The 25,387-nt window shown below is 65.2% G+C and carries 23 protein-coding genes and 4 pseudogenes; 14 read left to right on the top strand and 13 right to left on the bottom strand.

Features of this window, described 5'->3' with window-relative positions; genetic code table 11:
- Window positions 1–120 precede the first annotated feature (120 nt).
- The 3 genes from WA317_RS14435 to WA317_RS14445 all read right to left on the bottom strand — a co-directional run bounded on the left by WA317_RS14435 (window position 121) and on the right by WA317_RS14445 (window position 3,516).
- A complete protein-coding gene (locus tag WA317_RS14435; protein ID WP_425173684.1) occupies window positions 121–1,056 on the bottom strand; it encodes an SAM-dependent methyltransferase in 936 nt (311 codons plus the stop codon).
- 173 nt (window positions 1,057–1,229) lie between these two features.
- Entirely contained in the window at window positions 1,230–2,243 is a 1,014-nt protein-coding gene (locus tag WA317_RS14440) for an alcohol dehydrogenase catalytic domain-containing protein (RefSeq protein ID WP_425173685.1), read from the bottom strand.
- Window positions 2,244–2,253: 10 nt separating this feature from the next.
- Window positions 2,254–3,516 (bottom strand): cytochrome P450, encoded by a 1,263-nt coding sequence (locus tag WA317_RS14445; protein ID WP_425173686.1) that lies wholly within the window; start codon window positions 3,514–3,516, stop codon window positions 2,254–2,256.
- Between the two features lie 192 nt (window positions 3,517–3,708).
- Here WA317_RS14445 and WA317_RS14450 point away from each other — a divergent pair, with 192 nt between their 5' ends.
- Together WA317_RS14450 and WA317_RS14455 are read left to right on the top strand one after the other, a co-directional pair.
- On the top strand, window positions 3,709–4,173 hold the full coding sequence (locus WA317_RS14450) for a hypothetical protein (RefSeq protein WP_425173702.1): 465 nt from the start codon (window positions 3,709–3,711) through the stop codon (window positions 4,171–4,173).
- A gap of 127 nt (window positions 4,174–4,300) precedes the next feature.
- Window positions 4,301–4,522 (top strand): hypothetical protein, encoded by a 222-nt coding sequence (locus WA317_RS14455; protein WP_425173687.1) that lies wholly within the window; start codon window positions 4,301–4,303, stop codon window positions 4,520–4,522.
- 9 nt (window positions 4,523–4,531) lie between these two features.
- Here WA317_RS14455 and WA317_RS14460 read toward each other — a convergent pair whose 3' ends face one another.
- The gene (locus WA317_RS14460) at window positions 4,532–5,662 is read right to left on the bottom strand and encodes a nitronate monooxygenase (RefSeq protein WP_425173688.1); all 1,131 of its coding nucleotides are present in this window, start codon (window positions 5,660–5,662) and stop codon (window positions 4,532–4,534) included.
- Between the two features lie 286 nt (window positions 5,663–5,948).
- On the opposite strand from WA317_RS14460, the pseudogene phoU reads away from it, so the two are divergent.
- The 4 genes and pseudogenes from phoU to WA317_RS14480 all read left to right on the top strand — a co-directional run.
- Window positions 5,949–6,614, top strand: a pseudogene (gene phoU / locus WA317_RS14465) (phosphate signaling complex protein PhoU); the annotation flags it as partial.
- Between the two features lie 219 nt (window positions 6,615–6,833).
- Window positions 6,834–7,142, top strand: a complete 309-nt coding sequence (locus WA317_RS14470) for a DUF3349 domain-containing protein (RefSeq protein ID WP_425173689.1) — start codon at window positions 6,834–6,836, stop codon at window positions 7,140–7,142.
- Window positions 7,143–7,280: 138 nt separating this feature from the next.
- Window positions 7,281–8,354 (top strand): diacylglycerol kinase, encoded by a 1,074-nt coding sequence (locus WA317_RS14475; protein WP_425173690.1) that lies wholly within the window; start codon window positions 7,281–7,283, stop codon window positions 8,352–8,354.
- 37 nt (window positions 8,355–8,391) lie between these two features.
- Window positions 8,392–9,132 (top strand): glucose 1-dehydrogenase, encoded by a 741-nt coding sequence (locus WA317_RS14480; protein ID WP_425173691.1) that lies wholly within the window; start codon window positions 8,392–8,394, stop codon window positions 9,130–9,132.
- A gap of 270 nt (window positions 9,133–9,402) precedes the next feature.
- Here the strand turns inward: WA317_RS14480 and WA317_RS14485 are convergent, their stop codons facing one another.
- Window positions 9,403–10,734, bottom strand: coding sequence for an MFS transporter (locus WA317_RS14485; protein ID WP_425173703.1), 1,332 nt, complete (start codon window positions 10,732–10,734; stop codon window positions 9,403–9,405).
- A gap of 57 nt (window positions 10,735–10,791) precedes the next feature.
- On the bottom strand, window positions 10,792–12,123 hold the full coding sequence (locus tag WA317_RS14490; RefSeq protein WP_425173692.1) for an MFS transporter: 1,332 nt from the start codon (window positions 12,121–12,123) through the stop codon (window positions 10,792–10,794).
- Between the two features lie 147 nt (window positions 12,124–12,270).
- Between WA317_RS14490 and WA317_RS14495 the strand changes: the two are divergent.
- Window positions 12,271–12,474 (top strand): annotated as a pseudogene (locus tag WA317_RS14495) (helix-turn-helix domain-containing protein); the annotation flags it as partial.
- Window positions 12,475–12,482: 8 nt separating this feature from the next.
- Here WA317_RS14495 and WA317_RS14500 read toward each other — a convergent pair.
- From WA317_RS14500 to dtd, 3 genes and pseudogenes are all read right to left on the bottom strand, one after another.
- Window positions 12,483–12,591, bottom strand: a pseudogene (locus WA317_RS14500) (transposase); the annotation flags it as partial.
- Between the two features lie 240 nt (window positions 12,592–12,831).
- Window positions 12,832–13,737: a class I SAM-dependent methyltransferase gene (locus WA317_RS14505; protein WP_425173693.1), complete on the bottom strand. Its 906-nt coding sequence runs from the start codon at window positions 13,735–13,737 to the stop codon at window positions 12,832–12,834.
- 114 nt (window positions 13,738–13,851) lie between these two features.
- Window positions 13,852–14,283: a D-aminoacyl-tRNA deacylase gene (gene dtd, locus WA317_RS14510; protein WP_425173694.1), complete on the bottom strand. Its 432-nt coding sequence runs from the start codon at window positions 14,281–14,283 to the stop codon at window positions 13,852–13,854.
- 120 nt (window positions 14,284–14,403) lie between these two features.
- Between dtd and WA317_RS14515 the strand changes: the two genes are divergently transcribed.
- Complete coding sequence (locus WA317_RS14515) at window positions 14,404–14,703, top strand: MTH1187 family thiamine-binding protein (protein ID WP_425173704.1); 300 nt, start codon at window positions 14,404–14,406, stop codon at window positions 14,701–14,703.
- Window positions 14,704–14,728: 25 nt separating this feature from the next.
- On the opposite strand, the gene WA317_RS14520 is transcribed toward WA317_RS14515, so the two are convergent.
- Window positions 14,729–16,102: an alpha/beta fold hydrolase gene (locus WA317_RS14520; RefSeq protein ID WP_425173695.1), complete on the bottom strand. Its 1,374-nt coding sequence runs from the start codon at window positions 16,100–16,102 to the stop codon at window positions 14,729–14,731.
- Window positions 16,103–16,140: 38 nt separating this feature from the next.
- Here WA317_RS14520 and WA317_RS14525 point away from each other — a divergent pair, with 38 nt between their 5' ends.
- Window positions 16,141–17,460 (top strand): competence/damage-inducible protein A, encoded by a 1,320-nt coding sequence (locus WA317_RS14525; protein WP_425173705.1) that lies wholly within the window; start codon window positions 16,141–16,143, stop codon window positions 17,458–17,460.
- A 25-nt stretch (window positions 17,461–17,485) separates the two neighbouring features.
- Here the strand turns inward: WA317_RS14525 and WA317_RS14530 are convergent, their stop codons facing one another.
- Both WA317_RS14530 and WA317_RS14535 read right to left on the bottom strand, forming a co-directional pair.
- A complete protein-coding gene (locus WA317_RS14530) occupies window positions 17,486–18,748 on the bottom strand; it encodes an MFS transporter (protein ID WP_425173696.1) in 1,263 nt (420 codons plus the stop codon).
- Between the two features lie 93 nt (window positions 18,749–18,841).
- On the bottom strand, window positions 18,842–19,756 hold the full coding sequence (locus tag WA317_RS14535) for an alpha/beta fold hydrolase (protein ID WP_425173697.1): 915 nt from the start codon (window positions 19,754–19,756) through the stop codon (window positions 18,842–18,844).
- Between the two features lie 147 nt (window positions 19,757–19,903).
- Here WA317_RS14535 and WA317_RS14540 point away from each other — a divergent pair, with 147 nt between their 5' ends.
- The 3 genes from WA317_RS14540 to WA317_RS14550 all read left to right on the top strand — a co-directional run bounded on the left by WA317_RS14540 (window position 19,904) and on the right by WA317_RS14550 (window position 22,800).
- The gene (locus WA317_RS14540; protein WP_425173698.1) at window positions 19,904–20,971 is read left to right on the top strand and encodes an amidohydrolase family protein; all 1,068 of its coding nucleotides are present in this window, start codon (window positions 19,904–19,906) and stop codon (window positions 20,969–20,971) included.
- Window positions 20,972–21,065: 94 nt separating this feature from the next.
- The gene (locus tag WA317_RS14545; protein WP_425173699.1) at window positions 21,066–21,401 is read left to right on the top strand and encodes a DUF732 domain-containing protein; all 336 of its coding nucleotides are present in this window, start codon (window positions 21,066–21,068) and stop codon (window positions 21,399–21,401) included.
- Window positions 21,402–21,426: 25 nt separating this feature from the next.
- Window positions 21,427–22,800: a M20/M25/M40 family metallo-hydrolase gene (locus tag WA317_RS14550; RefSeq protein ID WP_425173700.1), complete on the top strand. Its 1,374-nt coding sequence runs from the start codon at window positions 21,427–21,429 to the stop codon at window positions 22,798–22,800.
- On the opposite strand, the gene WA317_RS14555 is transcribed toward WA317_RS14550, so the two are convergent.
- Window positions 22,770–24,059: an Ig-like domain-containing protein gene (locus tag WA317_RS14555; protein ID WP_425173706.1), complete on the bottom strand. Its 1,290-nt coding sequence runs from the start codon at window positions 24,057–24,059 to the stop codon at window positions 22,770–22,772. The genes WA317_RS14550 and WA317_RS14555 overlap by 31 nt on opposite strands.
- Window positions 24,060–24,539: 480 nt before the next feature.
- Between WA317_RS14555 and WA317_RS14560 the strand changes: the two genes are divergently transcribed.
- Complete coding sequence (locus tag WA317_RS14560) at window positions 24,540–24,851, top strand: hypothetical protein (protein ID WP_425173701.1); 312 nt, start codon at window positions 24,540–24,542, stop codon at window positions 24,849–24,851.
- A 32-nt stretch (window positions 24,852–24,883) separates the two neighbouring features.
- Window positions 24,884–25,387 (top strand): annotated as a pseudogene (locus WA317_RS14565) (hypothetical protein); the annotation flags it as partial.

The following is a 25,387-nucleotide window of genomic DNA, read 5'->3' on the forward strand; positions in this document are numbered from 1 at the left end:
CCGCCGCCAGATCCGCATCCGCTGCTGACCCGCGTTCTCGAGCACATCCGCGGCCATCAGCCGGACCCGCCGTCGGCTGAGCCCCCGGCCGACTCGCCACCGTCGCCGTAGCCGGAGCCGTCAGTCCGGCAGGTTCGCCGTGCAGTAGTAATTGTTGGCGAACGACGGCTGGCCCTTGCTCGGCGGAATGGTCGCTAGTCCGCTGTCCGCCAGCAAGCGACTCAGCGGCGTATTGACCGTGTGCCAGCCGTGGTCGTTCAGATAGGTCGCGACGTCGTTGCGCTCGCCGGCGTATCCGAGGTCCGACAACTCGAGGTCGAAGCCGTGGTCGCGCCACCGCTGGGTCGCGGTCTGCAAGATGTTGTCCTGGGTCTGCTCGGCATCGGCTTGTGACGAGTCGACGAAGACTTCGACAGCCAGCCGGCTGCTGTTGGCGCTCAACGTGGTGATGTGGTCGAGCAGCCGGTCCTGAGCCTCCGGCGGCAGGAAGCCGACCAGTCCTTCGGCGATCCAAGCGGTGGGCCGGCCGGCGTCGAATCCGGCCTGCCGCAGCGCGTCAGGCCAGTCCTGCCGGAGGTCGATCGGGACGGCCTTGAGGTCTGCTGTGGGTTCGGCGCCGAGATCGGCGAGCGTCGCGGTTTTGAATTCGATGACCTGTGGCTGGTCGATTTCGAAAACCGTTGTGCCCGAAGGCCATCGCATACGGTAGGCGCGAGCATCCAGGCCAGAGGCCAAGATCACCGCCTGACGTATTCCCGCCGATGCGGCGTCGTGCAGGAATTCGTCGAAGTAGCGGGTCCGGGCGGCCAGCAGGTCGGCCAGCCGCTGCAAGCCCCAAGGGGAGTCGCCATCATCGACATCTGCGGCGTCGAGTTCGCGCGTCGCCCAGCGGGTGAAGAAGTCGATTCCCACAGCTCGCACCAGCGGCTCGGCGAACGGGTCGTCGATCAGCCGTTCCGGCGCGGTGGTGGCGACCGCCCTGGCGGCGGCCACCATCGTGGCCGTCGCCCCGACACCGGTGGCCAGATCCCAGGTGTCGTGGTCTGTTCGTTGCATGCTTTCGACCTCTCGGGAGCAACAAGCGGATAGGTATTTAGCTCATTTAACGAGCTCGCGCCCAGCCTACCGCAGCTATTTGCACTTGTGTTCGGCGCGACGGGCGGTGAACGACACCATGACCCGTCGGCGACTCCGATCGGCCCCGGCAACAACGCCGGTCGGGTGGGCGCTCAGACGGTCAGCACGGTGCGGTAGTGCGACCGCCCCTGCTCCAGCGCAGCGTAGCCTTCAGCGGCTTGCGACAGTGGCAGCTCTTCGATCCACGCCCGGACGCCCGATAGGACGGCGAAGTGCATCGTGTCTTCAATCTCTTTGGCGGTCCCGGAGGGATGGCCGACAACGCTCAACCCCGGCGTTATCAGTTGAAGCGGACTGATCGGCAGCGGCTCGGGTGTGACGCCGATGGTGATGAGTTCACCTTGAGGCTGCAAGCCGCCGACGGTTGCGGCCATCGCCTCCGAGTTGCCCGCAGTGCCCAGCACAACGGCGACTCCACCTAGGCGTTGCAGCGCTTCGGAGACGTCCCCATCAGTAGCGTCGATGTAGTGATGGGCACCCAGCTTCCGCGCGTCCTCGGCTTTGGCAGTGCCGCGATTGATCGCGATGGTCTCGAAACCCATCGCCCGGGAGAACTGCAGCCCAAGATGACCCAACCCTCCGACGCCGAGGATCGCCACCCGGTCACCGGGCAGCGCCTTGGTGTGACGCAGCGCGTTATAGGTCGTGACACCGGCACAACCCATCGGCGCTGCTTCAGCGTCGGATAGCTCCGACGGTATTCGGGCGAGTGCAGTGACCGGCACCGTCACCGACTCGGCGTAGCCGCCGGGATAATGCCAACTCGGCACCTTCCCGTTCTCGCAGTGAATGAAAAGGCCCTTGCGGCAAGGATCGCAGTGGTTGCAGTTTCCACCGAACCAGCCGACGGCGACACGATCACCTACCGCGAATCCTTCAACCCCCTCGCCGACCTCGGCGATCTTGCCGGCGATTTCATGGCCGGGAGTCAGCGGCCACGACAGGCCAGGGAACGCACCACCGACGAAGTGGGTGTCGGTACCGCAGATACCGCAGGCGCCGACACTGATCCGCACTTCGCCGCTTTCCGGCGATGCGGTCTCGACGTCGACGAGCTTCAACGGCGCGCCCGCGGATTCAACGTGGACTGCTCTGTGTGCGGCCATGTGACGTACTTTAATGTGCCACAGGGCACTTCGCCGCCGAGGCGCCGTGGTAGTCGACTTGCCAATGTTTGATGCCGTTGAGCCATCCAGACCGTAGCCGTTGCGGCGCGCCCGCCGATGCCAGATCAGGGAGCTGGTCCGCGATCGCGTTGAACATCAGGTCGATCGTCATCCGGGCCAGGTTCGCGCCGACGCAATAGTGTGCACCTGTGCCGCCGAATCCCACGTGCGGGTTGGGGTTGCGCAGAATGTTGAAACGGAATGGGTCGTCGAAGACCTCTTCGTCGAAGTTGGCGGAACGGTAGAACATCACCACCCGTTGGCCTCTTTTGATCTGCACACCGGACAATTCGTAATCGGTGAGTGCGGTGCGCTGGAACGACGTCACCGGCGTAGCCCACCGCACGATCTCGTCCGCCGTTGTGGCGGGACGTTCCTTCTTGTACAGCTCCCACTGATCGGGGTGATCGGTGAACGCCATCATGCCCTGGGTGATGGAGTTGCGGGTGGTCTCGTTGCCGGCAACGGCCAGCAGGATGACGAAGAACCCCAACTCGTCGTCGGAGAGCTTGTGGCCTTCGACGTCGGCTTGGACAAGGGTGGTGACCAAGTCCTGCCCGGGATTCTGCCCCCGCTCGGCGGCCATCTGCATGCCGTACATGATCAGTTCGACCGAGGCGGTGATGGCGTCGTTGCCGGCGAACTCGGGATCCTGGTCGCCGACCATCTGGTTCGACCAGTCGAAAAGCTTTTTGCGATCTTCCTGCGGCACGCCCATCAGCCCGGCGATGGCCTGCAGCGGCAGCTCGCACGACACCTGTTCGACGAAGTCGCCGGAACCCTCCGCCGCTGCCGCCTCGACGATCCGCTGCGCGCGCTCGTTGAGGTCAGCGCGCAGCCGCTCGACCGCTCGCGGCGTGAAGGCCCGGGAGATGATCTTGCGCAGGCGCGTGTGTTGCGGCGCATCCATGTTCAGCAAAACGAACTTGCCCCGGTCGACCTGCTCGTGCACGGTGCCGTCCTTGTACCGGGGCAGGGCGGTCTTCTCCAGACTGGAGAAGACGTCGCTGTGCAGCGACACCTCCTTGACGTCCTTGTGCTTGCTCACCACCCAGAAGCCGCCGTCGTCGAATCCGCCTTGGCCGAGCGGCTGCTCGTTCCACCAGATCGGCGCGGCGCGGCGCATCTCGGCGAGTTCTTCGATCGGCAACCGTTCGGCGTAGATATCCGGGTCGGTGAAATCGAAACCCGCGGGAAGGTTCGGAGTCGGCATTGGTGCACTCCTTGACGACGACGTCTGCCGGCTCAGTAAAACACCGCCGCGCCGCGCTTGGAGCCCGTTCTCGTGGCTTTCTCGTGCGAAGGGCCGAATTGCCGACCCGACACTCACTATGCTGTGATGCGAGCCGCTGGGAGCAAGGTGGCCGATGAACCATATGCCAGACGTAACTTCAAGGGTGAAGCCATGATTCGTGAACTCATTATCGGCGCTGCCATCATTGGTGCAGCCATCGGCGCGGCACCGGCCGCGGTCGCCGACAACGGCCACTACGACGGAGACGTTCCCGGCATGAACTATGACGCGACCGCGGGCGCGCCGTGCGACAATTACGAGCGGTTCATCTTCGGACGAGGCCCTGACGGTCAAGCGGAAGCATGCCATTTCATCATTAACCAATTCCCGGCGGCACAATCCGGATACTGGGTGCTTTACTACCCGTTGTACGGAGTCCATAAGCCGGGTGAACCGTGCGCGAACATCGCCAATCCGCGAGGGTCGGCAGCGCAATCGCCGGACGGGCTTCCGATGACCTGCACGCAAGCGCAGGGGTGGGTGATCGGATCACTTACTGGCGGTGGACTGCCCATTCAGAGCGGCGGACAGTTCCCCTCCGACACCGGCGTCACCGACTCAGATCTCGGGCACTGACCGCCGAACTGCTTCAGGCTTAGTCCCACGTCTGCGACGTGGGCGGACAAGACGGCGGGCGCTGCCACGGTTTAAAGTCGACGCAACGTGCTTTTCGCCGGCCACGAAACGACGACTAGGAGTCCTGATGGGTTTCAATGCGAAAGACGCTGTCGACGCGGCCCGGGACATTGCCACCAACACCATCGAAAAAGCCTCTGACATCGTCGAAAGCGCCAGCGGCATCATCCGCGGCGACATCGCCGGCGGTACCGAAGGCATCGTGCACAGCGCGACGGACATCGCCACCTACGCTTTCGACCGGACCAAAGAGGCGTTCACCGGGGCAGAGGAAGACGGGCTGGGTTAGGTCGATTCGTCACAGGACGGCCGCGGCGTTGAGTTCGTCGAGCCGGTTGGTCGCCTCCAGATACTCTTGCACCCATCGCTCGATCACCGCGGCCGTCTTCTCGACTCTGCTGAACTGACCGACCACCTGGCCGACCGGATTGAACGCCACGTCGACCGACTCGTTCGGATGCCTGTTGGTGGCGCGCACAGCCATGCCGGACACCATGTACTGCAGCGGCATCCCGAGCGGCTTCGGATTGTCCGGTTGCTCCCAGGCCTCGGTCCAGTCGTTGCGCAGCATCCGGGCCGGCTTGCCGGTGAACGAACGGCTGCGCACGGTGTCACGACTGCTCGCGTTGACGTATGCGGCCTGCTGAACGGGGGTATTGGAAGCCTCTTCCACCATCAACCACTGCGAGCCGGTCCAGGCGCCCGCAGCACCGAGCGCCAGCGCCGCCGCGATCTGCTGCCCACTGCCGATACCGCCGGCGGCCAGCACCGGCACCGGGGCGACCTCCTTGATGACCTGCGGCCACAGCACGATCGAACCGACCTCGCCACAGTGCCCGCCGGCCTCACCGCCTTGGGCGATGATGATGTCGACGCCGGCGTCCGCGTGCTTTTTGGCCTGCGACGGCGAGCCACACAGTGCGGCCACCTTTCGACCGGAATCGTGGATGTGTTTGATCATGTCGGCTGGGGGAGTGCCCAGCGCGTTGGCGATCATCGACATCTTCGGATGCCGCAACGCCACCTCCACCTGTGGGGTCGCGGTCGCCTCGGTCCAGCCGAGCAGCTGCAGGCTGTCCTGATCGCTGTCCTCCACCGGAACGCCGTGGTCGGCCAGGATCTTGCGAGCGAAATCCAGGTGCTCCTGCGGCACCATCGACCGCAGCGTGTTGGCGAGATCCTCGGCCGACAAACGTGAGTCCATGCCCTCGTACTTGTTGGGGATGACGATGTCGACGCCGTAGGGGTGATCACCGATGTTGTCGTCGATCCAGTTCAGTTCGATCTCCAACTGCTCGGGTGTGAAACCGACCGCGCCGAGCACCCCGAATCCGCCGGCTTTGCTCACGGCGACGACGACGTCGCGGCAGTGCGTGAAAGCGAAGATCGGAAATTCGATGCCGAGTTCGTCGCAGATAGGGGTGTGCATGCCTGCTCCTTGCCGGGGCGTCGGGCGAACTGAAACGTGTTCTAGTTTAGTACCCGAGCGGCTCAGATCACCAGCGGCATCCGCTTTGCCCTCCACAAGGGCGTTCGGGAAGCGGCCCGACCGGTACGTTCGCTCTCTAGATGATTTTTAGTCACCTGCAGGCAACCCAAAAGACCCCTATTCAGGTGGTTAGCCGCCAGCACGAACCGATACACAATCTTCGAACGAGCTTCCTGAACGTCTTCGACCGGCGGTTGTCACCGGTCCCGGTCGTAGGCTCCCGGGTATGCGGACCGCGTACCACAAGCAACTCGCCGGCTTGACCGCTCAACTGGCCGAGATGTGTCGACTCGCCCGCGTTGCGATGCAAGACGCGACGCAAGCGTTGTTGGCCGCCGACCTGGGCTCGGCCAGCGGGGTCCTGCGCGACCAGGAGCGGATCGCCGCCGTCGGCGAACAAGCCCGCCAGGACGCCTTCGTGCTGTTGGCATTGCAGGCGCCGGTCGCCGGAGACCTGCGGGCCGTCATCGCCTCGATCCAGAACGCCGCCGACGTCGAGCGGATGGGTTCGCTGGCATTGCATGTCGCGCAGATCGCCGCGCGCAGATACCCGCATCCATCGTTGCCCGACTACCTGAGGCGACACTTCGCCGAGATGGGGCGGGTAGCCGAGGATCTGGGTCGCGGCGCCCAACAGGTGTTGATGTCCGGTGATCCGCAAGCCGCGGCGCTGATTCCCCAGGCGGACGACGAAATGAATCGGCTGCACCAACAGGTGTTGAACCTGTTGGTCGGCGGGGACCACAGGTACGGCACCGCCGCCACTGTCGACGGGACCCTGTTGAGCAAGTTCTACGAGCGATTCGCCGATCACGCCGTCGAAGTGGCGCGACGGGTCGTCTTCCAGGCCACCGGAGAACTGCCGGAGAATCATCGCGACACCGCAGACCGCATCTTCGCTCTGGCGGGCGCTGCGGACACCCGGGCCGGCTCACTGACCGCGAAGCGGGCCGACGTCGCGTCCGACCATCTGGTCGTCGCCGGCGCGCGGGCCAACCGCAACGACATCCGCTCCCGGCTGGACCTCGCCGGGTCTGCCGCGCTGAGCGATTAGGACGGCAGTCACCGTGGACATGGACACCACCGCACACCGGAGCCTGCGAGAGTAGCCATGGCGATCGCGTACCTTCTCGACAAGGTCATCGGCTTCCTGCGCGGCGGCTATCCCACGCACGTCACCTCCGTCGGCTACGTTCCGCTGCTCGCGCTGCTTCCCCGACGCCTGTCTGATGAAGATGCGGCGCAGGCCATCGCCGATCTGACATGCCGAGGGTCCGGGCCCGTCGACGAGATCGACATTCGGGTGGCGGTCACGAGGATCACCGGTGAGCTGGCCTCGGATGCAGACACCGGCCGGATCAAACAGCTGCTGGTTGCGCGGGGGTACCCGGTGAGCGCCCGCAGCCCGCTGAAGCCGTAGTCCGCTCGGGCCCGTCTTCCGGGCTCTCTGACACAACCGGCAGTAGTCCCGCACAGGTCGGCGCGCCCGATACGCTGCTCGAATCCGGACGTCACCGGACTCTCAGCGGTGAGGCTGGTCCTTCGTGAGGAGACACCCATGGCCATTCGCGTCGTGCACGTCGGCACCGGGAACGTCGGCCGGCTGGCGCTCAGTCAACTCATCACCGATCCACGATTCGAGCTGACGGCAGTGTGGGTGTCCTCGGACACCAAAGTCGGCAGGGACGCCGGGGAGCTGGCCGGGCTGGACGTCGCCACTGGGATCACCGCCACCACCGACCTGCAAAACCTGCTGGCCACTCAGCCCGACTGTGCGGTCTACTGCGCCATGGGCGACAACCGCACGCCGGAGGCGATGGTGGATTGCCAGCGCATTCTGTCCGCCGGCATCAACGTCGTCGGCTCGGCGCCGGTGGTGTTGCAGTATCCCTGGCAGTTGATGCCCGCCAAGTACATCGCACTCCTGGAAGACGCTGCCCACGCTGGCCACTCGAGCCTGTTCATCACCGGCGTCGATCCCGGCTTCGCCAACGACCTGATCCCGTTTGCGCTCGCGAGCACCTGCCAGCACATCGAGCAGGTGCGGTGCATGGAGATTGCCGACTACGCCACCTACGACGGGGCGATCGTGATGTTCGATGTCATGGGTTTCGGCAAACCGCTTGACGAGGTGCCGATCCTGTTGCAACCCGGTGTGCTGGGCATCGCGTGGGGCACGTCGATCCGGCAGCTGGCAGCAGGGTTGGGCATTGAGATCGACAAGATCGAAGAAAGCTACGAGCGGGAACCGGCGCCGGAGGATTTCGGCATCGCCGCCGGCCACGTCGCCAAGGGCAGCGTCGCTGCGCTGCGTTTCGAGATCCGCGGCATGGTCGACGGGCGACCCGCCATCGTCATCGAACACGTCACCCGGTTGCGGCAAGACCTGCGGCCGGATTGGCCCCAGCCCGCCCAGCCCGGCGGCTCGTATCGCGTCGAGATCACCGGAGAGCCGTCCTACGGCGTCGACATCTGCCCGACCAGCCGTAAAGGCGACCACAACCACGCCGCGATCGTCGGGGCCGCCGGACGCATCGTCAACGCGATCCCGGCGGTCATCGCTGCGCCACCGGGAATTCGGACGACACTGGATCTGCCGCTGATCACTGGAAAAGGCGTGTACGTCGGTTGATCGAGAGCTATTTGACTCTGCTGTAACGTGACCCGTCATGGGACGCGTGGACGGCAAAGTAGCACTGATCAGCGGCGGCGCACGCGGGATGGGGGAGTCGCACGCCAGGCTGCTGGTAGCCGAGGGCGCCAAAGTGGTGATCGGCGACATCCTCGACGACCAGGGCAAGGCGGTGGCCGATGATCTCGGCGACGCAGCGCGTTACGTGCACCTCGACGTGACACAGCCCGACCAGTGGCAGGCCGCGGTGTCCACGGCAGTACAAGACTTCGGCAACCTCGACGTTCTGGTCAACAACGCCGGCATCGTGAATCTGGGGCAGCTGAGAACGTTCGACCTGGCCAAGTGGCGCCAGATCCTCGACGTCAACCTCACCGGAACATTCTTGGGCATGCAGGCAGCGGTGGACCCGATGACCGAAGCCGGCGGCGGTTCGATCATCAACATCTCGTCGATCGAAGGCATCCGGGGCGCGCCGATGGTGCATGGCTATGTGGCCACCAAGTGGGCGGTGCGGGGTCTTACCAAATCGGCCGCACTCGAGTTGGCGGCGCAGAAGATTCGCGTCAACTCCATTCACCCTGGCTTCATCCGCACTCCGATGACCAAGCATCTTCCTGACGACATGGTCACCATCCCGCTCGGGCGCCCCGCCGAGTCACGCGAAATCTCAACCTTTGTCGTCTTTTTGGCCAGCGATGAGTCGTCGTACGCGACCGGCACCGAGTTCGTTGTGGACGGCGGACTGGTGACAGACGTGCCCCACAAAAGTTTTTAGCTCTAGGTCGCGCCCCGTGGGGTGGTTAAGTCGAGCCGGCGTTTCGCTTGAGGCTCTGCGGGTTCCACTATGCCGTGATGGCGGCGGGGACGGCAACGGATTGGTCGCCTGAATCGGAGCTGACTTGGGACATGGCTGCACCAACGCCTAATGCGGAGCGATTGCGATCCGCGCCGGTGAACCACATCATTCGCTACTCGGCGGACTTCTTGGTGGGGCGCCACCGCCGCGCGGGTGCATCGGCCGGGTGTATGCCGCGCCAGTGCGCCGCTAATCCACGTCCTGGGCCATGTCGCTAGCCTCTTCCCGGCTTTCAACTGAAGGCCCGGAGCCCGGCAGCGGCTTACCGGCCACTTCCGGTGTGAACAACAGGGTGATCACGCCGATCAGGCCAGCGACGATCAGCATGTAGGCGGGCATCATCGCGTTGCCGGTGGCCGAGATCAGCGTCTGGGCGATCAGCGGGGTGGTACCCCCAAAGGTCGACATCGAGATGTTGAACGCGGTGGCGAGTCCGCCGTAGCGCACGCTGGTGGGGAACAGTGCGGCGAGCACGGATGGCTCGATGCTGTCGAAGCAGAGCATCGCTAGTCCGATCAGCAGCACACCGGCAAACGTCACCGGATAGCTGCCGCCGAACCGCATCAGCAGAAACGCCGGGATCGATACCGCGATGAGTAAACCGCAGCCGATCCACAGGATCGGTTTCCTGCCGATGTGGTCGGACAACTTGGCGACGAACACCACGGTGGCCAGCAGGAGGACCTGCACCACCAGGACCATCACCGGTCCGGCAGTATCGCCGACGCGGACAATCTTCTTGAGGTATGTCGGCAGATATCCGGTGAGCATGTAGTCGGTGATGTTGAACGTCAGCACCAGGCCGATGCAGATCAGCAGCGCCTTCCGCTGCTGCACAACCGTCCGCCGAAATTGCTGCTTGCCACTCCCACTGGATGCCTTCTCGGTCTCGCTCATTTTCTCGTAGGCGGGCGACTCTTCAATTCGCAGCCGTAGGTACACCGCGATCAGGCCGAGCGGTGCACCCAATAGGAATGGGATCCGCCAGCCCCAACTCAGCATCTCGCCGGTTGACAGCGCAGTCTGTAGCCCGGTCACCAATGCCGCGCCGACCACGTACCCGCTGATCGAGCCCACCGGCAGGAATCCGGCGGTCATACCGCGTCTGCGGTCGGAGGCGTGTTCGTTGATGTGGGTCATCGCGCCGACGTATTCGCCGCCGGTCGAGAGGCCCTGCAGGATTCGGACGACGATGAGCAGGATCGGTGCCCAGATGCCGATGGCGTGGTAGCCGGGCAGCGCGCCGGTCGCCGTTGTACCTGCCGCCATCAGCAGGATCGTGACTATCAACACCCGCTTGCGCCCGATACGATCGCCGAGCACGCCGAAGACGAACCCGCCGAGCGGCCGCACCACGAACGACGCCCCCAGCGTGCCGAAGGTGGCGATGAGGTTCGTCGCGCTGGCGCTGTTGCCCGGGTAGAACACTTGCGCGATCGTGGTAGCGATGTAGCCGTAGACGCCGAAGTCGTACCACTGCATGAAGTTGCCGATCGCGGTGCCCAGGATGGACCGACGCATCGACGCCGGATCGGAGACCCGGATGTCTTCCCGTGCCCATTGCCTCACAGCACGCCACTACTCAACGTCGTCGGCCATCTCATGAGCCTCCGCCTCGCTCTCGACCGAAGGCCCGGATCCCGGCAGCCGCTTGCCGGCCACTTCCGGCATGAACGACAGGGTGACCACGCCGACAAGACCCGCGAAGATCAGCATGTAGGCCGGCACCATCACGTTACCGGTGGCGGAGATCAGGGTCTGTGCGATCAGCGGGGTGGTACCCCCGAAGGCCGATATCGAGATGTTGAACCCGATGGCCAGCGCGCCGTAACGCACGCTGGTGGGAAACAGCGACGGGAGCGTCGCTGGCGCCGTGCTGTCGAAGCAGAGCACCATCACCCCGATGAGCAGCACACCGACGAATATCACCGGGTAGCTGCCGCCGAACCGGATCAGCAGGAACGCCGGGATGGAGAGTGCTACCAGTAGACCGGCGCCGGTCCACAGGACCGGTTTTCTGCCGATGCGGTCGGACAACTTCGCGACGAATACCACGGCGGACATCAAAATCGTCAACGTCGCCACGATCATCACCAGTCCGACGGTATGACCGACGCGCACAATCGCCTGTAGGTATGTCGGCAGGTACCCGGTGAGCATGTAATCGGTGACGTTGTACGCCACCACAAAACCCATGCAGATCAGCAGTGGCTTCCACTGCTGCACGACCGTGCGTCGGAATTGCTGCCCGCCGCCGTCACCGGACGCCTCCTCGCCGTCGCTCTCTTTCTCGTAGGCAGGCGACTCCTCGATCCGCAGCCGCAGATACAGCGCGACCACCCCGAACGGGGCGCTCAGCAGCAACGGAATCCGCCAACCCCAAGTCAGCCACTCGTCGGTTGGCAAAAAGGTCTGCAGCCCGGTCACCAGCACCCCGGCGACCACGTAACCGCTCAGGTTGCCCAACGGCAGGAACCCGCCCATCATGCCGCGGCTGCGGTCGGGAGCATGTTCGCTGACGTAGGTCATCGTGCCGACGTACTCGCCGCCGGTGGAGAAGCCCTGAAAGATCCTGGCGACGACGAGCAGGATCGGCGCCCAGATGCCGATGGTGTGGTAGCCGGGCAGCACACCGGTTCCCGTCGTGCCCACTGTCATCAACAGGATCGTGGTCACCAGCACCCGCTTGCGCCCGATACGGTCGCCGAGCAGGCCGAAGACGAACCCGCCGAGCGGACGTACCGCGAACGCCGCTGACAGCGTGCCGAAGGTGGCGATGAGGTGGACCGCGCTGACACTGTTGCCGGGATAGAACACCTGCGCGATCGTGGTAGCGATGTAGCCGTAGACGCCGAAGTCGTACCACTCCATGAAGTTGCCGATCGCGGTGCCCCGGATGGACCGACGCATCTCCGCTGAGTCGGAAACCCGGATTTCTTTGCGTGCCCATTTGCGCCGGCGGCGCCGTCCACGACGCCCCGCGTGGCTTGCACTATTCATCGAGTAGTGACGTACCCATAAAGCTCGGATTCATACTGCCGATACTGCTGGCCCGTGCTGAACAATCATTCACCGCTGCCCGAGGATTGGACGGCGCGAGCACGGATCCGCGACGAGGCGCTGCGGCTCTTCGCCGAGCGCGGTCCCGACGCAGGCACCGTGCGTGACATCGCGTCCGCGGTCGGCGTCTCACCCGCGCTACTCGCGCGGCACTACGGCTCCAAGGAGGGTTCGGTGGGAACGGTCGACAATCACGTTGTCGGACCCTCGATCCCGATGACGTCGTTGCGGCGCTTGATCTCCTTATTGAGTCGTTCAAGTGGGTTGGTGCTCTAGGTTTTTCCAATGCGGCACAGGGAAATCGGCGAACGCAGTGATGCAGCCTGATCCAGGGCCATCGCGATATTCCTCTCCGTAGTGATCCTTTCGTTTCACCACAGAGACTCACGCGATAGCCCTCTACATCAGCGCCGACACGCCGCCACTACATACACCAAACCCCGGGACGCTCCCTTAGCTCTAACCGCACTCGGCGATAACGTTTTCGGCGAATCGCTCGATCGCGTCCATAACGGATGTGCCAGACCAGAACTGCGTTTCACCCTTCCTGGGCACCGGCTAGTGACGGGTCGCGGTGATGTACCGCGAACGCATGATGCTGTCGACTCGCCTATCCACCTCGGGCACAGTCCGCCCATAGCCGGCCTGCAGTTCGGGGTTGGTCTTGACCGGATCGACGGTCCAGCCGCGTCGGCTGAGCCAGTCGGCGGTGTCGGTCTTGTCGTCGTAGGTGAGGGCGGAGAAGTCGACGTCTCCGGCCATGTTGACCCCGGGATAGCTCGCTTCGAGTTCGGAAAGTTGACCGGAGTCCAACCGAGATCCCAGTGCGCCGACCGCCACCCGACTGCCCGGAGCGGAGAGTTCCCCTATCCGGGTGAATAGTGTGTCCTGAGCTGCACCCGTCAGGTAGGGCAGCAGCCCCTCGACCGACCAGGCGGTCGGCCGGCCGGTATCGAATCCGGCCGCTCTCAGCGCCAAGGTCCAGTCGTCGCGCAAATCTGCAGCGATGTCCTTGCGGATGGCGGTCGGCTCAACTCCGTGCTCGGTAAGAACACGCGTCTTGAATTCGAGCACTTTGGGTTGGTCGACTTCGTACACCGTGGTCCCGGCCGGCCACGTCAATCGGTACGCCCGGGAGTCCAGGCCGGCCGCGACGATCACCGCTTGCCGGATGCCGTCGCCGGTGGCGGCGACAAAGAAGTCGTCGAAGAACCGGGTCTGCACACCGTAGAGCCGGGGGAAGGTCGACGCATGTTCCGACGACGGGGGATCGGCAAGCTGTCCGGTCCAGTACGGGTCCGCCGAGGCGTTAATGAACACCTTGGCGTACGGATCCTGCGCCAGCGGGTCAGGGTTGACCGCGTGAACCGCGCGCCACCCGGCGACCATCAGCGCGGTATAGCCCACGCCGCTGACGATGTCCCACTGGTCGTCGTCGGAGCGTGCCCACCCGGGTGTCGTCACCCTCAACCGCCTCTGCTCGATCGACTTCGCTCGGTTAACGCCGTCGACTCGCGGCCGCGTCGGTACCCTTGCGCACCGTACCGCCACCCGCCGGTGACGAACGGCGGACGGACGTCACAGTTCAAGCAGTACGGTCACTGGGCCGTCGTTGATCAGCTTGACCTGCATGTGCGCCCCGAAAACGCCGGTCGCGACTTGCCCGCCGAGTTGCCGCAGCGCGTCAGCGAACGCGCTGATCAGCGGTTCGGCGACGGGCGCCGGGGCGGCGGCATTCCATGACGGTCGTCGGCCCTTTGCGGTGTCGGCGTACAGGGTGAACTGGCTGACCACCAGGATCGGTGCACCAACGTCGGCTGCGGACCGTTCGTCGCCCAGAATGCGCAGGCGCCAGAGCTTTTCGGCGAGTCGCCGCGCCGTATCGGCACTGTCACTGTGGGTGACTCCGACGAACGCGAGGAGCCCTTGACGTTCGGGCTGGATCTCGCCGACCATGCGGCCGTCGACTGACACGGTTGCCGATGAGACCCGTTGCACCAGAACCCGCATGGCGCGATGTTGCCACCCAACGACGGCGGTGGCCAGCCGCGGCCCGCGTCGCCTGCCGCAGCGATTCAGGGGCCCGGCTTGGGTAAAGTCGTGCTACTGGGCGGCGAGGAGGCGAGTCGGGTGTCGGTGCTGGTGGCGTTTTCCGTCACACCACTCGGTGTGGGCGAAAGTGTCGGTGAACTCGTCGCTGAAGCGGTGCGCGTGGTCCGAGAGTCCGGGCTGGCGAACCGAACCGGCGCCATGTTCACCGAGATCGAAGGTGACAGCTGGGATGAGGTGATGGCGGTAGTGCAGCGCGCGGCGGAGGCCGTGGCCGCCCGGGCGCCCCGGGTCAGCGTCGTCGTCAAGGTCGACTGGCGACCGGCGGCGTCGAACCTCATCACGGAGAAAGTCGAGTCGGTGGAACGCCACCTCACCTGACCGGCGGCGTGGATCGTGTGGTCGCTCAACGTCTGAGCGCCGCGACCGCCGCCTGATCGCGCACCAGCGCGCACAGCTGCCAACGCCCCGGCACGCCCTTGAGGTCGTACTCGCCGCCGTCGGTGAACCTGTGCCGCGAGCCGGTCACGATGTCACGCACCGTCGAGGACACCAGCACTTCGTTCGGTCCGGCCAGACCCGCGACCCGGGCACCGATATGTACGGCCATACCGGCGACATCCTCGCCGCGGACCTCCACTTCGCCCGCATGGATGCCGACCCGCACCTCGATACCCAGCACGCCGACGGCGTCGACGATCGCGTCGGCACACGAGATCGCGGCGCTGGGGCTGGTGAACGTCGCGACGAATCCGTCGCCGGCCGTGTTGACCTCACGACCGCCGAACCGTTCGAGCTCATGCCGGACGACGGTGTCATGGTTGTCCAGCAGGTCGCGCCACCGGCCGTCACCGAGCACGGCCGCCCGTTCAGTCGAGCCGACGATGTCGGTGAACACGACGGTGGTCAGCACCCGCTCGCCGCGGAACCCGCGGACCCCGGTGACGAATTCCTCGATCTCCTCGAGCATGGGCTCGGTGTCACCCACCCAGTACAACGCGTCAGCACCGGGCAGTTCGACGAAGCGGGAGCCGGCGATGTGGTCGGTGAGGTAGCGCCCGTGGACCGCCGGGCTGAACCGGGGGTTGTCGCGGTGCAGAATCAGGGTCGCCGCCGTCACGCACGCTAACCGATCGCGGACGTCGGCCTGTCGGACCGCCTTGATGAGCGCGCGGGCCATACTCGGCGATGCCGCCCGGTTGCCGGCCATGTCCCACCAGGCGCGAAACGCGTTGTCGTCGGCGACGCTGGGCGCGATGATGCGCAGGATGTCGAAACCCCGCTCGACCGCATCCGGTTCGATAGCCACCGTGGTGTAGGGATCGGTGTCGGCGATCTCGGCGCCGATCGGGTAGTCGGGCGCCCGCAGTGTGCGTGCCGCACCGTTGACGAGCACCAGACTGCGCACCCGCTCGGGATATTCGGCAGCCAGGATCACCCCGGTCATGGAGGTGAACCCCGGCGCCAGCACGGTTGCCCGCTCGCTTCCGACGGCGTCCATCACCGCGATGGCGTCCTGGGCCCAGTAGTGCGGCCCGATGGCATCGATCGACGGGATACGCGACGACATCCCGATTCCGCGCTGGTCGTAGCGGATCACCCGGCTGAACGACGCCAGCCTCCGGTGGAAGCGGTACATCGACGGCTCGGCGTCGATGGTGTCGATCGGGATGGACGGCCCCGGCAGCACAAGCAGGTCGACCGGCCCGTCGCCAAAGACCTGGTAGGCGATATCAATGTCGCCCCACTCCGCATAGCGGGTGCGCGGACTCTGCGCCACTGCCACAGGCTAGTGCAACGCACCGGATGCGTAATCTCATACCGGTGAGCGCACGCGCGGGCATTGTCGTCACCGGAACCGAGGTTTTGACCGGGCGGGTGCAGGACCGTAACGGTCCCTGGATCGCCGATCGGCTGCTGGAGTTGGGCGTGGAATTGGCGCACATCACCATCTGCGGCGATCGGGGCAGTGACATCGAGGCGCAGCTGCGGTTCTTGGCCGACGAGGGCGTCGACCTGATCGTCACCAGCGGTGGTCTTGGCCCGACGGCCGACGACATGACCGTAGAGATCGTGGCCCGCTTCTGCGGGCGGGCGTTGGTGCTGGACGACGAGCTGGAAGCCAAGATCGCGTCGATCCTAGAGAAGTTGCGGTCGGCCTTCACCGGCAAGGACTTCGATGACTTGGACTCGGTGCGGGCTGCGAACCGCAAGCAGGCGATGGTTCCGGCCGGGGCGCACGTGATCGATCCGGTCGGCACCGCGCCGGGGGTGGTGGTGCCCGGTAAGCCGACCGTCGTTGTGCTGCCGGGACCGCCGCGTGAGCTGCAACCCATGTGGCGGACAGCTGTCGACACCGCAGCGGTGCAGCAGGCGATCGCCGGCCGTACCACCTACCGGCAGGAGACCGTGCGGATGTTCGGCCTGCCGGAGTCGGGCCTGGCCGAGACGCTGCGGGACGGGCAGCAGCAAATCCATGACTTCGAAGCACTGGAGATCACCACCTGTTTGCGGCGCGGGGAGGTGGAGATGGTCACCCGCTATGAGCCGGAGTCCGCCGAGGTGTATCGGCAACTGCTGCAGCTGCTTCGCCAACGACATGGGCATCAGCTCTTCTCCGAGGACGGCTCCTATGTCGACGAGCAGGTCGCGCGGCTGCTGGCCGGGCGCCGGGTAGCGACAGCCGAGTCGTGCACGGCCGGGCTGGTGGTGGCCCGGCTCACCGAACGGGCCGGGTCGTCGTCGTACGTGGCCGGTGGTGCCGTCGCCTATGCCAACGAGGCGAAAGCGGAGTTGCTTGGCGTGGACCCGATGCTCATTGAGACGCACGGAGCGGTATCGGAACCGGTCGCCGAGGCGATGGCCGAAGGAGCGCTGCGCCGCTTCGGCGCGGACACGGCGGTCGCGGTCACCGGCATCGCCGGTCCCGGTGGCGGCACGCCGGACAAGCCGGTGGGCACAGTATGTTTCAGCGTGAAGCTGGCCAGTGGCCGCACCGTCACCCGAACTTTGTTGCTGCCCGGGAACCGGGCCGATGTCCGTGACCGCTCGACGACGGTTGCGCTGCATCTGCTGCGTCGCGCGCTGAGCGGCGCAGACGAACCCGCCGTCGCGCAGGATTCCGCCGCGGCCGGCTAGCTCGACTGCCCGGCGGTCCGCGGCTTCACCCGACGGGCGGCGCGGGTGCGGCGCTTCGATCGGTGCCGAAGTGAATTCCGGTGGCGTCCCGGCCGATGAGGGAGAGGATCGCCACTGAGATCAGCACCGGCACGATCGTCGCGGTCAGCGCGAAGGGGTAGCCGTGCGAGGCGGCCAGCCGTTCCTGGATAGGCAGGTTCAACGAGGCGAGCAGATTGCCCAACTGGTAGGTCACGCCGGGGTAAAGTCCCCGAATCGCGTCCGGTGACATCTCGGTCAGGTGCGCAGGAATGACCCCCCAGGCGCCTTGCACGGCGACCTGCATCAGAAACGCGCCGAGGCACAGCAGCGCCGCGGTGCGGGACAGGGCGAACAGGGGCACGATCGGCAGTCCGAACACCGCACAGAAGACGACGGTATAGCGGCGGCTGAACCGCTGCGACACCGAGCCGAAGAAAAGCCCGCCGACGATAGCGCCGATGTTGTAGGTCACGACGATCCATCTGGTGGTGACGGTCGACAGGCCGGCACCCTGGTTCACGGTCGCCGTGAGGAAGGTCGGGTAGACGTCCTGGGTGCCGTGGCTCATCCAGTTGAACGCGGTCATCAGCAGTACCAGGTAGCAGAAGCGGCGGATAATCTTGGCATCCCGCACGACCTCGCGAACGCTGGTGCGGGTCAACCGCATTTGGTCGTGGGTCTGTTCCCACACTTCGGACTCCTGCACCCGGTACCGGATAATTAGACTGATCAGCGCTGGGATGATGCTCAAGGCGAACAACCAGCGCCAGGACAGCCCCAGCGCGTCCATCACCAGCAACGACGCCAGCGTCGCCAGCAGATAGCCGAACGCGTACCCCTCCTGCAGTAAGCCGGAGAAGAAGCCACGCCGCTCGGCGGGGATCTTCTCCATCGCCAGCGCCGCGCCGAGTCCCCATTCGCCGCCCATGCCAATGCCGTAGAGCAGCCGCAGGATCACCAACACGGTGAAATTCGGGGCGAACGCGCACAGAAAACCGATCAGCGAATAGCAGGTCACGTCCACCATCAGCGGTAGTCGCCGACCCACCCGGTCGGCCCACAGCCCGAACAGCAACGCCCCCACCGGGCGCATGATGAGGGTGGCAGTGGTGATGAACGCGACTTCGGTTTTGGAGTGGTGGAACGTTTTGGCGATGTCGGCGTAGACCAGCACTACGACGAAGTAGTCGAAGGCGTCCATGGTCCAGCCCAGCAGGGCCGCGATGAACGAGTTCCGCTGGTCGGCGGAAAGCCGTTGTCTTGGCACGACGCAGGTCTACGCCGGTCCGTTAAAGCTGACGGCCGCGATGACAACGATCATTACGGCCCAGATGGGTGAACGAGTGCTCATGTCCCTCGGTCACTGCTGGTTGGCGCGGTCCCAGATTTCGACGATCCTGCTCAAGATCTCTTCGGCGCGTCCCAGTCCGGCCATGTGGCTGTCGCCGGGTATGCGATGCAACTCGGCCTCGGGCAGTCGAGCGACCACATGTTTACCATGCTCGAACGGCACGATGTGGTCGCGATCGCCGTGCCACCAGTTGACCGGGACCTTCACCTGCTCGAGCCGGAATCCCCAATCGCGGGCGAACACGACGACGTCGGCGAACGGGGCGGCAAGTTGCTTGCGACTGCCGTTGAGCAGGTCGTCGAGGAACATCGCCTTGAATTCCGGGCGCACCAAGAGGCGTCGGTCGCCTTCCGGCGAGATCCGCGCGTACAGGTACAGCGCGGGTTCGGCGACCGGTCGGATCAGCCAGACCAACGCGACCGCCGCCAGCCTGATCGGCAGCCCGACCCGCTCGAGCAGCGGTGCGACGTAAGAACTCAGCGCTACCACTCCGCCGCCGATCGCATCCGCGCCGCGGGTCGGCGCGACGCCGCCGAGCACACCTACCGTCACGATCCGATCCGGTATCGCCGCTGCGCAGCCAAGGGTGTAGGGGCCACCGCCGGACAAACCGACGATGGCCATCTTGTCGACGCCCAAGGTGTCCGCCACCGTGGCCAGGTCGTCGGCGAACGCGACCACGTTGTCGTACTGGAAGGGGGTCGAGGAGCCGATCCCGGGTCGGTCGATCCCGATCAGCCGGATGCCGTTGTGTTCGGCGAAGATGCGGGCCTCGGTCGGAATCTGCCGACGCGCACCCGGGGTGCCGTGCAACCAGAACACCGCGCGTCCTTGCGGGTCGCCGAACTCGGCGAAACCGAGCTGACGATCATCGCCGACGGCAACATTGCCTTCCAGCTTGGGACGTGCGATGGCGACCACCATGCCCAGAGTCTCGCACGCGCGGTGCGGTGATCAAACGGACTTTGCTGGACAATTTCCGCCGCTGAGTCCAATCTCGCCGATCGCGCTCGGAGTGGTGATTGCGCGGTTAAGGTTTCGAACGGCACGACAGCTTCCATTGGAGTCATCATGCGAATCATCGACGCCGACGGACATGTCGCCGAGAGTCCCGCACTGGCCGCCGAAGCGATCAAGCGCTGGCCGCAGTCGGTTGCGGCCAGCGCCGACGGCAAGCCCGGGCTGATCATCGAAGGGCGCAAATATCCCGAAGACCACGGCCCCGGGGCCGGCTGCCCGTCTGAGCACGGGCTGAGCACCGCACCGGACATCAACTGCCGGTCGGCCGCCGGTGTGCTCGGCGACGCCGACCGCGATCACATCGACACGATGGTGCTCTACCCGAGCCTCGGACTCTGCGCACCCAGCCTCGAGCAACCGGAGCTGGCCGCCGGGTTCGCGCGGCTCTACAACCAGTGGATCGCGGATTACTGTTCACCGGCAGCCGGGCGGTTGCGCGGCGTCGCCGTCACCCCGATCGAACATGGTCAGCTGGCGATCGACGTGATGCGGGAGGCCAAGGAACTCGGACTGGTGGCCACGCTGGTGCCGCCTGCGCTCAAGGCGCGGAACCTCGATCACCACGACCTTGACCCGTTCTACGCCGCCGCGGTCGAGCTCGAGATGCCGTTGGGTATTCACGGCGCGCCCGGCGTTCATCTCCCGAAGATCGGTGTCGACCGTTTCACCAATTACATCCAGGTGCACTGCGTCAGCTTCCCGTTCGACCAGATGACTGCGATGACGGCGCTGATATCGGGCGGGGTCTTCGACCGCCATCCGGGCTTGCGCGTTGCTTTTCTCGAGGCCGGTGTGGGCTGGGTGCCGTTCTTCATCGACCGGCTGCATGAGCATTTCGAAAAACGCGGTGATTGGATCACGCACGGATGGCAGCGGGAACCGCAGGAGTATCTGCAAGCCGGCAACGTCTGGGTGACCTGCGAGCCCGGGGAACCCATCTTGCCCGGGGTCATCGACGTGCTCGGCGCCGACTTCATCATGTTCGCCAGCGACTACCCGCACTGGGACGGCGAATGGCCGCACAGCACCCAGCACCTCCGCAAACGCCCTGACATCAGCGACAACGTGCGTGCCAAGATCGGCGCATTGAACGCACAGCGCTTCTACGGGCTCAACTGATGAGCCAGTGAGCGCAACTGAACGCGCGGCATCGTGCATCAACGGTGACCGCCTCGTGTTGCCCTTGTGACCTTTCCGAAGCAGTGTTGTGCGAGTGATTCGAGTGCCTCTTGCGGCGCCGGTCGGTGTAGTCGTGATCGCCGCAACGTTGGCAGCGCCGGCACATGCCGATCTGATCGACAACTCGTTCCTCGCTGCGCTGACCAACGCCGGCATCTCCTACAGCGCTCCAGCGAGCACAGTCGCGCTCGGCCACTCGGTTTGTCCCATGCTGGTCGACTCGCAGCAGGCGTTCGAGTCCGTTGTCGCCAATGTCTCCGACAACACCGGCATGTCGGCGGGTGAGGCCGGCAAATTCGCGCTGATCGCGATCGGCCAGTACTGCCCCGCGATGATGTCGCCGCTGCTGCCACTGCACCTTCAGGCATGACAGCCGGGTCGGGCAGGATGGTCTGATGGGCACCGGCACCGACGCGACAACCGTAGCCGTGACCGCAGAGCTGGCAGAACGACTTGGGCAGCTGATCCGCGTACCAACTGTCTCACTGCGCGCCGACCGTGACGACGCGGCCTTTGCCCGGTTCCGGACGCTGCTGTCCCAGATGTATCCGCTGACGCATCGGCGACTTGACCACGAACTCGTCGCCGGTGGCTGCCTCTTGTTCCGTTGGCCCGGAGCCGGCGGCCCGTCGACGCTGTTGATGGCTCACTACGATGTAGTACCAGTGACCGACCGGGATTGGGCTCGTCCGCCGTTCGGTGGCGAGGTCGACGGAGACAAGATCCACGGTCGCGGCTGCCTGGACGACAAAGGCCCGCTGTTCGTGATCCTGGAAGCCGTGGAAAGCCTGCTCGCTGAGGGGATCACGCCCGACGGGGATGTCTATTTGTCGTTCGGCGATGATGAGGAGATCGGTGGCGCACACGCGACCGTCGTCGCCGGCTTGCTGGAAAGCCGGGGGGTGCGTCCGGACCTTGTGGTGGACGAGGGCGGCGCCATCGTCTCCGGAATGATCCCGGCGGTGGCGGGTGACTTGGCGATGATCGGCGTCGCTGAGAAGGGAATCGCCAATTTCCGGCTCACCGCCCGCGGTCGCGCCGGCCACGCCTCCGCCCCGGAGAAGAACGGCCCGGCCGTTCGACTGGCACGCGCGATAGTCGAAGTAGACCGGAACCCTTTCCCGGTCCGGTCGAACCCGGTCATCACCAAAATGGTCAGAACACTGGCCGCTCGAATGCCGAAGTGGCTCTCACCCGTCGTCTCCGCACGAATCACCGCACCGTTGATCCCGCGGCTACTCGCGAGATTGGGGGGCCCGGTGGCTGCGCTTGCCCGCACAACTGTCGGGGTGACAACCTTGTCCGGCAGCCCTGCGGCGAATGTGTTGGCGAGTGAGGCGACGGCGACGCTCAACGTCCGGATAGCCCCCGGTCATACGATCGCTGCCACTCGCGAGCACTTGACGAAGACCTTGCGCGGGACCGGCGTGACCGTCGACATCGAGTACGGCACCGACCCGGTACCCAGTTCGCCGACCAGCGGCGCCGCGTACGAGCGGGTCAAAGCAGCGCTCGCCCGGTCCTACCCGGACGCGCTGCCGGTTCCATATGTGATGGTGCAGGCAAGCGATTCCCGGCACTTCGCCAAGATCAGCCGAAACATCTACCGTTTCATGCCTTTCGCCATCTCGGCCTCGCAGCTGCGGTCGATTCACGGCGCCGATGAAAGCCTGGACATCTCCGCGCTCGGCTCCGGAATCCAGTTCTATCGGCACTTGATCGCGCCCGGGAGCATCGCTCAGTGTGCGGGTTTGAGCGCGCTGCCCTGACTCCACTGCGCCCAGGGAACCGTCCAGTCGCCGTTCGCGGCCAGTTGCAGTGGGGGACCGCCGGTGTTGCGGATCTCGACCACGTCACCGGGTTGAGAGAAACCGTAGAACCATTTGGCGTTGTCCGCGTTGAGGTTCAGACATCCGTGCGACGTGTCGGTATTGCCCTGCGCCCACACTGTTGTGTCCAGCTCGTGCAGATAGATCCCGTCGGTGCTGATTCGGGTGGCGTAGTTGATGGTTTCGCGGTAACCCAGACGCGAGTTCTTGGGCAGTCCGAACGTCGAAGAATCCATGATCACCGGGTTGCCCTTGTCGAGCACGGTGTAGATGCCGGGCGGAGTCCAGAACGACAACGTCTGCCCGCCGATCGTCTGGGTGCCGCCCATGCCCATGGACGTGGGCATGGTGCGGACCAGGGCGCCGTTGTCGAAGACACTGACTTGTTTGGTGGCGTCGTCGGCCACCGAGACATGAGCGTCTCCGATTCGGAGCGACACCCGGCTGTCTTCTTGCCCGAACAAGCCGTTGCCCATCGGTAGACCGTAGATCTTCGCTTCCGCGGTGACCGTCGTTCCCGGCGCGTAGTAGTGCTCCGGTCGCCAGTGCACGTTCTGGTCATCCACCCAGAACCATGACCCTTGCACGAAAGGATTGGTCGTCACCACCAGTTGTCGTTCCGCGGCCGCGCGATCGCCGACCTCCTCATCGAAGTGCGCGACGATCACCGTGCCTATTCCATAGATGCCACCGTCTTGCAGGGCGGACTCTGACGTGGTGGTGAAAGAGACCTTGGTCTGGTTCGGTGGCTGCAGCGTAGAAAACGACGACACGTTCGTGGCCGGAACACCGCTTGAACCACGACTGGCGACTGTCACTGTGTAGGTCCGGCCATAACCCAGCGGTACGGTGGGTTTCCACACGGTGTTGTCGGGCGTCATGATGCCCTCCACCGGCTTGCCCTGATCGTTGACCATCCGCACGTTGGTCAACGTCCCGGTTTTGGCGCTGACCATGACATGCGCTACGGGTTCCACGTTCTTCGCGTCGGGATCCGGTGTGATTGCCACCTGAGCCGGGGCCTGCGCCTCGCGACCGGCGACCGAGCGGGTGCAGTCGGCATTCGAACAATGCGACGACGACGCAAGCTGTGCCGCGCCGAAAATCGTGACGAGCAACAGCACAGCCAGCAAACTGTAGCGAATGCGGCGGCGGCGCGCTCCCCGTTGGCCGGGCGCAGCGCCCCCGTCGTCGGACATCAGTGAAGCCGCGACATCCTTGACTCTTTCCATTGCGGGCACGACTCGTTACCACTTTCCGCCGACTGAATTCCAACTGGGCCCGCTTCTCATACCCAGGACGGGTGATCCGAAAACGATTCTTTGCCTACGGATTAGCGGCTGCCGGCGTTGTGGACCCGACTGCGCCGGCTCGGTCATGGCGACCGTTCTCGACAGCGCGCGGCGGCATCACGGGCAGGATGATGTCCGGCGATTGAATGAGCACGTTCTGCCGCCGGCTGAGTCGTGAAGACACAACACTCGGCCACGACTCGTCTTATCGGGACCGTCGCTTGTCTGATAAGACTGGCCCGCAGCAACATTCATGACAGTTGGGTCAGCGGGTGATCGGCGTCTTTTCCGTCATTGAGGTGCCGAGGATCCGACTCTGCTTCGACGTTTGAAGACTTGTGATCCGGGCAACGCTCGATTATCCGCCTGGCAAAGGAGAGGGACACGATGGTTGCGCTCGCCGTGGTGCTTGTCATCGTCGGCGTGATCTTATTGGCGGGCGGGTTCGTGCTCTTCGCCAACGGCACCGGCGCCGCACCGCACAAGCGCACCGAAGAAGACCCCACCGGGATCAAGCGAGCTTCATCCCGGACGTCCTGGGGCGGGGTGCTTCGTCATCTGCCCACGAAGGTCCGGGTGCTGACGGGTCAGAAGGCAAGCCATGAAGACAGACTCGCGGCGGCCGGCTCGCTGTTGCTGCTGAGCGGGATCGGGGCGCTGTGCGTGGCGGCCCTGTCGGCGATCGTCGCATACGTGTGAGCGCGCAAGCCGTTGTAGCCTTATGAGTCGGCATGGCCGCCAGCGATCGCGACGCGCTCGACGAACTCTACTGGGTGAAACCGGACGGCTTCATCGCGCTGCGTACCCGGCTGAGCTCGGCGGCCAAGCGGCGGGGTGATCGGGACACCGCCAGGCGAGTCTCGAGCACCAACAAGCCGACGACGGCTGCCTGGGTCGTCAACCGCCTTGCAGTCGGACACCGAGAGGCCAGGCCGCGCCTCGGCGACCTTGGCGACCGCTTGCGAGCCGCGCACGCCGCCATGGACGGCGACCAGATCCGCGACCTGTCGGCAGAGCAGCGGAGACTGATCGACGAGCTGACGCAAGCCGCGTTCGACGCCGCTGAACTGAGCAACCCGTCGGCAGCCATCCGCGACGATGTCGGCGCCACTTTGCAAGCCGCAATCGCCGACCCCGAGGTCAGGGCGGCCCTGGGCCGGTTGACCAGGCCGGCGCGCTGGTCGGGTTTCGGTGCGTTCGGTGACGCGGCGCCCGTGGTCGGAGCCGGCCGAAGC

Origin of the sequence: Mycobacterium sp. (assembly GCF_049802695.1) — a bacterium.
Taxonomy (GTDB): domain Bacteria; phylum Actinomycetota; class Actinomycetes; order Mycobacteriales; family Mycobacteriaceae; genus Mycobacterium.